The 6,167-nt window shown below is 36.3% G+C and carries 11 protein-coding genes and 1 pseudogene; 7 read left to right on the forward strand and 5 right to left on the reverse strand.

Going from position 1 to position 6,167, the window contains the following annotated elements:
- A pseudogene (locus AC4CU3_RS19165) lies at positions 1–232 on the forward strand (replication initiation protein RepM); the annotation flags it as partial.
- Positions 229–525, forward strand: coding sequence for a hypothetical protein (locus AC4CU3_RS19170; protein WP_034707427.1), 297 nt, complete (start codon positions 229–231; stop codon positions 523–525). The pseudogene AC4CU3_RS19165 and the gene AC4CU3_RS19170, both read left to right, overlap by 4 nt.
- Here the strand turns inward: AC4CU3_RS19170 and AC4CU3_RS19175 are convergent.
- Together AC4CU3_RS19175 and AC4CU3_RS19180 are read right to left on the reverse strand one after the other, a co-directional pair.
- Complete coding sequence (locus tag AC4CU3_RS19175) at positions 522–833, reverse strand: HU family DNA-binding protein (RefSeq protein ID WP_004647573.1); 312 nt, start codon at positions 831–833, stop codon at positions 522–524. The two genes, AC4CU3_RS19170 and AC4CU3_RS19175, sit on opposite strands and share 4 nt — an antisense overlap.
- A 2-nt stretch (positions 834–835) precedes the next feature.
- Positions 836–1,123, reverse strand: a complete 288-nt coding sequence (locus tag AC4CU3_RS19180; RefSeq protein ID WP_490738501.1) for a DUF8583 domain-containing protein — start codon at positions 1,121–1,123, stop codon at positions 836–838.
- A 213-nt stretch (positions 1,124–1,336) separates the two neighbouring features.
- On the opposite strand from AC4CU3_RS19180, the gene mobQ reads away from it, so the two are divergent.
- A complete protein-coding gene (gene mobQ, locus AC4CU3_RS19185; protein ID WP_086045013.1) occupies positions 1,337–2,290 on the forward strand; it encodes a MobQ family relaxase in 954 nt (317 codons plus the stop codon).
- The gene (locus AC4CU3_RS19190) at positions 2,287–2,757 is read left to right on the forward strand and encodes a hypothetical protein (RefSeq protein WP_086045015.1); all 471 of its coding nucleotides are present in this window, start codon (positions 2,287–2,289) and stop codon (positions 2,755–2,757) included. The genes mobQ and AC4CU3_RS19190 overlap by 4 nt, the downstream gene beginning before the upstream one ends.
- 6 nt (positions 2,758–2,763) lie before the next feature.
- Here AC4CU3_RS19190 and AC4CU3_RS19195 read toward each other — a convergent pair whose 3' ends face one another.
- The 3 genes from AC4CU3_RS19195 to AC4CU3_RS19205 form a co-directional block, all read right to left on the reverse strand.
- Positions 2,764–3,189 (reverse strand): hypothetical protein, encoded by a 426-nt coding sequence (locus tag AC4CU3_RS19195; protein ID WP_044113199.1) that lies wholly within the window; start codon positions 3,187–3,189, stop codon positions 2,764–2,766.
- A gap of 135 nt (positions 3,190–3,324) precedes the next feature.
- Complete coding sequence (locus AC4CU3_RS19200) at positions 3,325–3,540, reverse strand: hypothetical protein (protein ID WP_201704371.1); 216 nt, start codon at positions 3,538–3,540, stop codon at positions 3,325–3,327.
- Positions 3,530–3,826 carry a BrnT family toxin gene (locus AC4CU3_RS19205; protein WP_044112499.1) on the reverse strand — a complete coding sequence of 99 codons (297 nt, stop codon included), beginning with the start codon at positions 3,824–3,826 and terminating at the stop codon, positions 3,530–3,532. Before AC4CU3_RS19205 ends, AC4CU3_RS19200 begins: the two co-directional genes overlap by 11 nt.
- A gap of 194 nt (positions 3,827–4,020) precedes the next feature.
- Between AC4CU3_RS19205 and AC4CU3_RS19210 the strand changes: the two genes are divergently transcribed.
- The 3 genes from AC4CU3_RS19210 to repM form a co-directional block, all read left to right on the forward strand.
- The gene (locus AC4CU3_RS19210; protein ID WP_005020944.1) at positions 4,021–4,434 is read left to right on the forward strand and encodes a hypothetical protein; all 414 of its coding nucleotides are present in this window, start codon (positions 4,021–4,023) and stop codon (positions 4,432–4,434) included.
- 2 nt (positions 4,435–4,436) lie between these two features.
- Positions 4,437–4,751 (forward strand): hypothetical protein, encoded by a 315-nt coding sequence (locus AC4CU3_RS19215; RefSeq protein WP_000723215.1) that lies wholly within the window; start codon positions 4,437–4,439, stop codon positions 4,749–4,751.
- Between the two features lie 718 nt (positions 4,752–5,469).
- A partial coding sequence (gene repM, locus AC4CU3_RS19220) for a replication initiation protein RepM (RefSeq protein WP_490738502.1) occupies positions 5,470–6,167 on the forward strand: 698 nt, incomplete at its 3' end.

Genomic DNA, 6,167 nt, shown 5'->3' on the forward strand with positions numbered 1-6,167 from the left:
GAAAATTGAAATTAAACGTGATCCCAATACCCCTGATTTTTTCATCAAAATGACCGATGCTCAGCGCCACTTATTTGCCAATAAAATGTCTGAAATGCCCGAAATGAGCAAATACTCACAAGGTACGGAAAGTTTTCAGCAATTTGCTATTCGTATCGCTGACATGCTTTTAGAGCCTGAAAAGTTCAGAGAGCTTTATCCATGTTTAGAAAAAGCAGGGTTTCAAGCATGATGAAATTAACCAACCTATTAGAAGAACTTCACGGCACACAAGCTGAATACCTCGATATCGTAAATTATGAAATTGCGAGGGAAAATATATGCGGTTATATCTTCCTATTATCCCGAATATCCCAAAATGCAGAACCCACCGAAAAAATGCAGATGGAAAGCAAAATAGAGGACTTAATTTACTATCGGGATAATTTGCAGATCGAAGATAAGGAAAATATCCAAAAGGTCTTAAATGAGCTAATTCCAGAGTATAAAGCCGAACAAGAAAAACAAAGAGCTAAGAAAAATTAGGCTTTCTTCTTAGCTTTACTTTTTTGCTTTGGCTTAACAATAAATTGCTCTCCCAAAGCCTTACCTTGTTTAAAAGTAACGATTTCCTTAGCTTCAATTTTAAGTTTTTCTCCAGTTTTAGGATTGCGTCCCATTCTTTCTGGACGTTGTTTTACTGAAAAAGTACCAAAATCAACTAATCGGACATTTTTTTCTTCAACTAGGGCTTCTGTAATGACTTCAAGAACAGAATTAAGAACAACTCTTGCTTCGTCTTGATTAATATTTAATTTAGGTGCTAATTTGGCAATTAAATCGGCTTTATTCATAATTAATTTTCCTCAATATTTGGTAAGTCAAAAAGCTGTCTATCTCTATTTTCAGTTAAATATTCATTAAGTTCCATGAGTATTTTTTCTTTGTTGGCTTCATTACTTTTCATCTTTTTAATTAAATAAGAACCGAGCAAAATTTTACGTCGAGTATCATCCTTTCTTTCTTGCTCTTTTTGCTTCGATCTTTCTCTAGCTTCGATAGCTTGTTTACGAGCCTTTAACTGTTTCAGCTTCTCTAATTGGGCTTCGATTTTCTTTTCAAGAGTTTCAGCAGTTTTTGTCATAATTCAGATTTCGGGATATAGAAAACCACTCAAGCATAAGGCCCTATGAATTGAAATTCAAGCGGGCTATATGCTATCGTGTTTTTCATGAAATGCGCACTTACGACTTGGATTTCATCCAAGTCAAAGTTTGCGTAAGGGGATTCCCCTTAACCCCAAAAAACTGCTACGCAATTTTTAAAAGCAAAAGCAAAACCATCACAAGGCTAAGGCATGGCAATTTATCACTGTACCACTAAGACGGTTAATCGAAGTTCGGGACGAACTGCGGTTGCATCTATGGCTTATCGTGCAGGAGAAAAATTAACAGATGAACGAACAGGATTAACGCACGACTTTACGAGAAAAGAAGGTGTGGTTTATACGGAAATTCTTTCTAATTTGGATACTGAATTAGACCGAAGCAAAGTCTGGAATCTGGCAGAAAAATCAGAAAATCGGAAAGATGCCCGAACTGCACGTGAATGGGTGATTGCTTTGCCAGATGAACTGGATGAAGAACAGCGAAAAGAACTAGCAAAAGAGTTCGCGCAATCTTTAGTAGACCGTTATGGGGTGATTGCAGATTTAGCCATTCATGCGCCTAGTCATAATGGCAGTGATAAAAATCATCATGCGCATATCTTATTAACTACCCGTAAGGCTGAACTGGATCAAGATCATAATTTGGTGCTAAAGGATAAGACCGATATTGAGTTAAATAATACCAAAAGAAAAACTTTAGGTATGGGAACAAGCCAGGAAGAAATTAAACAGATCCGATCCACCTGGGCAAATCTAGCCAATCATGCCCTCGAACATGCAGGGTATCGGGAAAGAATCGACCACCGCAGTTATGCCGATCAAGGTAATCAGCTACAAGCTACCATCCATGAGGGCAGTAAAGTCACTCAGATGCGCAGAAAAGGCATAGATACTGAAATTAGCCGTTTCAACGACACGATCAAACAGCAAAACAGCCAGCAGCTCCAAAACAAAGAACAGCAAAAGGAAAAGACATTGAAACAAGGATTCAACCGTGTTGAGCAAGGTTTCGAGCAATGGAAGAAAGATCGGGAAGTGCAACGTCTGGAGCTTGAGCAAAGGCAAAGATTGAAATTGGAACAAGAGCAGAAGATGAAACAGACGCAGCGTATTAAATACGGAAGAAGTGGGCCATCGCTATGAGCAACCAAAACGAGTTAGACGATCAACTATATATTTTACTGGCTTCCATGAAGGAATACAGAGAGGCCATAGCAGACGATAACAAGCGATTAGAGACGTTTTACAATAAAGTGGCTACTGGGGTGCTAGAACAGAGCAAAAAGACCCTAAATAACGCAAATAAGGAAGCTACACATGCCCTTCAAGGGCGTATTCATGAACTAGACAAGGCTACTGATAAACTGAACTATAGATTCATTGCTCTGTTATGTGCAATTTTCCTCAGTCTGGTGCTGGTTTTTCTGTCTTTCATATTTTTATTCATTCCAAGTTTTGACGAGATCAAAGAACGTCGGGCAGAAGCAGCTTGGCTAGAACAAAGATATAACCTGGATATTAAAAACTGTAATGGCCAATCCTGTGTCCGGATCATGAAAAATGACTGTCATGGGCCAAACAAAGATTATTGTGTGATTGACCCTAAATAGTGTTTGTTAAAGCGGAGCCGCAATCCAGTAGCCGTGGTTAGCGCAAACATTTGGAATAGGGCTAGTAATAGATTGAGGTTTCGTTGGGTACTGACCTCCACCAAGTCTAATTTCATCACCTACAAAGACTTTATGATTATTAAATTTGTTGGTAATACTAATCCTACCGTCACTTGTATATTCTAACTCGCTGCTACTAGCCCAGATAATAAAAGGGCTGGTATCACTGTTTAGACGAATACAACCATGTGGATCTAAATGTAATTTGCCACCTGCAAGTGAAACCATATAAGTCTTCACTTCGGGACTTTGCTTGATAAAAAATACTGGTTTTACAGGTTCTATAGCATTAGAAACTAAGGCAGGTTTTGCCATGCAGCCAGTAAGCACAGAAATAATGAAAAAGCTCTGAACTAAATTATATATTTTCATAGTCAACCAAGTTATGAGATGGGACAGTACTTTGCTTGGTTTCTTTCGTTATTCAATTTATACCAGTACGCGCAAAGTGGCTCGACTTTGAAACATGGCTAAAGCCATATTTCAAAGCATCGAGCTAAATTTTAATTAAACACGTTTTAATGCCATGATATGGCGAACCATCTCATTAATATGCTGTTTTGTTTCATCATCTTGAGAACTTAGCCAAGTTACAACATCTGCATCAAAAGCCTTTGCTTGAGCAATGGCATGGCGTTCTTGTAATTTTTTCACAAAATTCGGTTTTACTACTGGCGCATTGGTAGGGTCAAAATTTTTATAGCGTTTTAAGTCATTTTGCATAGTTATACCTCCGCTTTTGATTGTGCGATGGCTCAAAGGCAGTAATGATTCTTGCAACATCACCACGTTCAACCCAAACCACTGTTAGTAGTCTACCACGATTACTTAGACCGATTGATATTAGCCGTTGCTCATCGTAATGACCAAGATCGTCAAAGGAAATCAGCTCTGGGTCAAGAAAAACACTACATACCTCTTCAAAAGTAATTTCACGCCCTCGATAGACTAATTCCATTTTTTTATCGTGCCATTCAAATAGCAGACCGTAATACTCAATCAACGGCATCTTTAGCTTTTTCCTAGATTTACAACCTCTAAAAGTCTACTTAGAGGGTTTTACTTATTCAATAACTCATTAATTTAAATGGTTTCTAACATCCAAATTTCGTATAACCACCATTATGTTAAATAGAATCAAAAAACCTCCAATAAAATCGTTATAGTATTATTATTTATTGAGTAGATAAGAGAATTAAATTAGTGAAATACTCAAATGAAAAAATAGTAAAAGCTCTCTTACTTTCTCCTTTACCACTACTTTTTTTCACAGCAGTCCGGTTTATCGTAATGAATCAGGAATACAGCCTATACTCGATTTTAGTGGTTCTTGTAGGGCACGGTCTTGTCTACTTGGCTTATTGTATTTTGACTGTACCTTTCAGCTTCATATTCTCAATTCTTTTAAATCGTTATAACAGTCTTAATTTATTAACTATCTGTATTGCCTCTATAATTATTGCTACTCCATTTTTTATTCTTTTTGAATGGAGTCACACAGGAGAAATTTCGAAAGAGTGGTGGAAAATGTATACCAATACATGGACTATTTTTATGGCTCTCTTTCCTGGCTTATGTTATTGGCTGTTTTTAATTAATTTAAAAGATAAAGAATAGTTATGAAAAAAATATTATATTTTAATTTCTTAGCGATTATTTTGACTTATGTATCTTTGCTTTATCAAAAAAATATATTAGTTGCTCGCATAGTTGTAGATAAGCTTGAAAAAGTTGAAGTCATAGCTGGGGGATTTCCTCTACAGTTCCTTATAGATGGTGAAACCTCTCCAGTCGGAAGTATAAGTATCAATCCTTTATTTATTTTCATCGGCATGGATCAATTTGTTTTTCTCAATTTTTTTATTGATTATTTATTTTGGGTAAGTATTTTATTTGCTTTTTCTATGATTGTGAAAAAGTACAGAATTGTATAGATCTCCTAAAATTAACATAATACACCTTATACGAAATACGTTATAATTCCACTTAGAAATCAATGCTGTAGTTTCTAGTTTATAGCCCAATCGAGCCGTTTGGGCTTTTTTTATGATTTTTTATGTTCCACGAATATTCTTTAATCAATGTTCCACGGTTTTGATTAGATATTTTAATAATTAAAATCATCCCAATAAGAGCCGAGCGAGTGTCTACGAGCGATCAACTGGCATTAAAATTTTGCGCCTGCCTTTTCCCTGATTACAAGCTCCCTTTTGATTTTAAACGGTAGATACAGAGCATCCCGAATGGGTGCGAATTTTGGAGCTTTTGCTTTTCAAAAAATATGAGCGAAGCGAATACATTATCAATGCTTTTACTTTTGAATATCACAAACAGTATTAATTAAAAACTGCCCCTCGAAGCGAGGAACGAGCTTCAATAGAGTACGAGCTTTAGCGAGTACCTAGGGCAGTTCCACTCCCCTGCCGAAAGGCTTTTAATTATTTTTAAAGCTTTTAAATGCTTTTAGACCCTATGAAAGCATTGGTATCAGAGGGTTTCACTCTCAATAAGCACACAAATTCTCTTGTATAAGCACACAAATTCTCTTGTATAAGCACACAAATTCTCTTGTATAAGCACACAAATTCTCTTGATTTACACACATATTATATGTAGTGTTTAAATACACATTAATAATAACGTGTATTTAATATGAAGAATGGTTTAGTTGTGAAAGATAATGCATTAATAAACGCCAGTTATAATTTAGAACTAACAGAACAGCGTTTAATTATGCTGGCGATAATTAATGCAAGGGAATTAGGACAGGGCATCACGGCAGATAGCAAACTAGAAATACATGCTAGTGATTATGCAAAGCTCTTTAATGTATCGGCAGATGCATCCTATAAAGCTCTAAAAGAAGCTGTAAACAATCTATTTAATAGACAGTTTAGCTATACAGCAGAATACAAAAAAACAGGAAAAGTGGGTGTTGTTCGCTCTCGTTGGGTTAGTCGTATTTTTTATGTAGATGACTTAGCGCTATTAGAAATTACTTTCGCACCTGACGTAGTGCCGTTAATCACTCGATTAGAAGAACATTTTACGAAATACGAAGCCAAACAAGTTGCACACTTAACCAGTAAGTACGCCACCAGACTTTATGAATTATTAATCGCCTGGCGTGAGGTTGGTAAAACACCAATTTTTGAACTGCAACAATTACGTAAAAATTTAGGTGTTGAAGATGATGAATATCAACGTATGCATCATTTTAAAAACCGTGTATTAGACACAGCTATTACCCAGATCAATGAGCATACGGATATAAAAACCACTTATGAACAACATAAGCAAGGGCGTACCATCACTGGGTTTTCATTCAGGTTTAAGCAAAAAACACAGCC

The organism is Acinetobacter sp. 802_lipA (assembly GCF_058242885.1).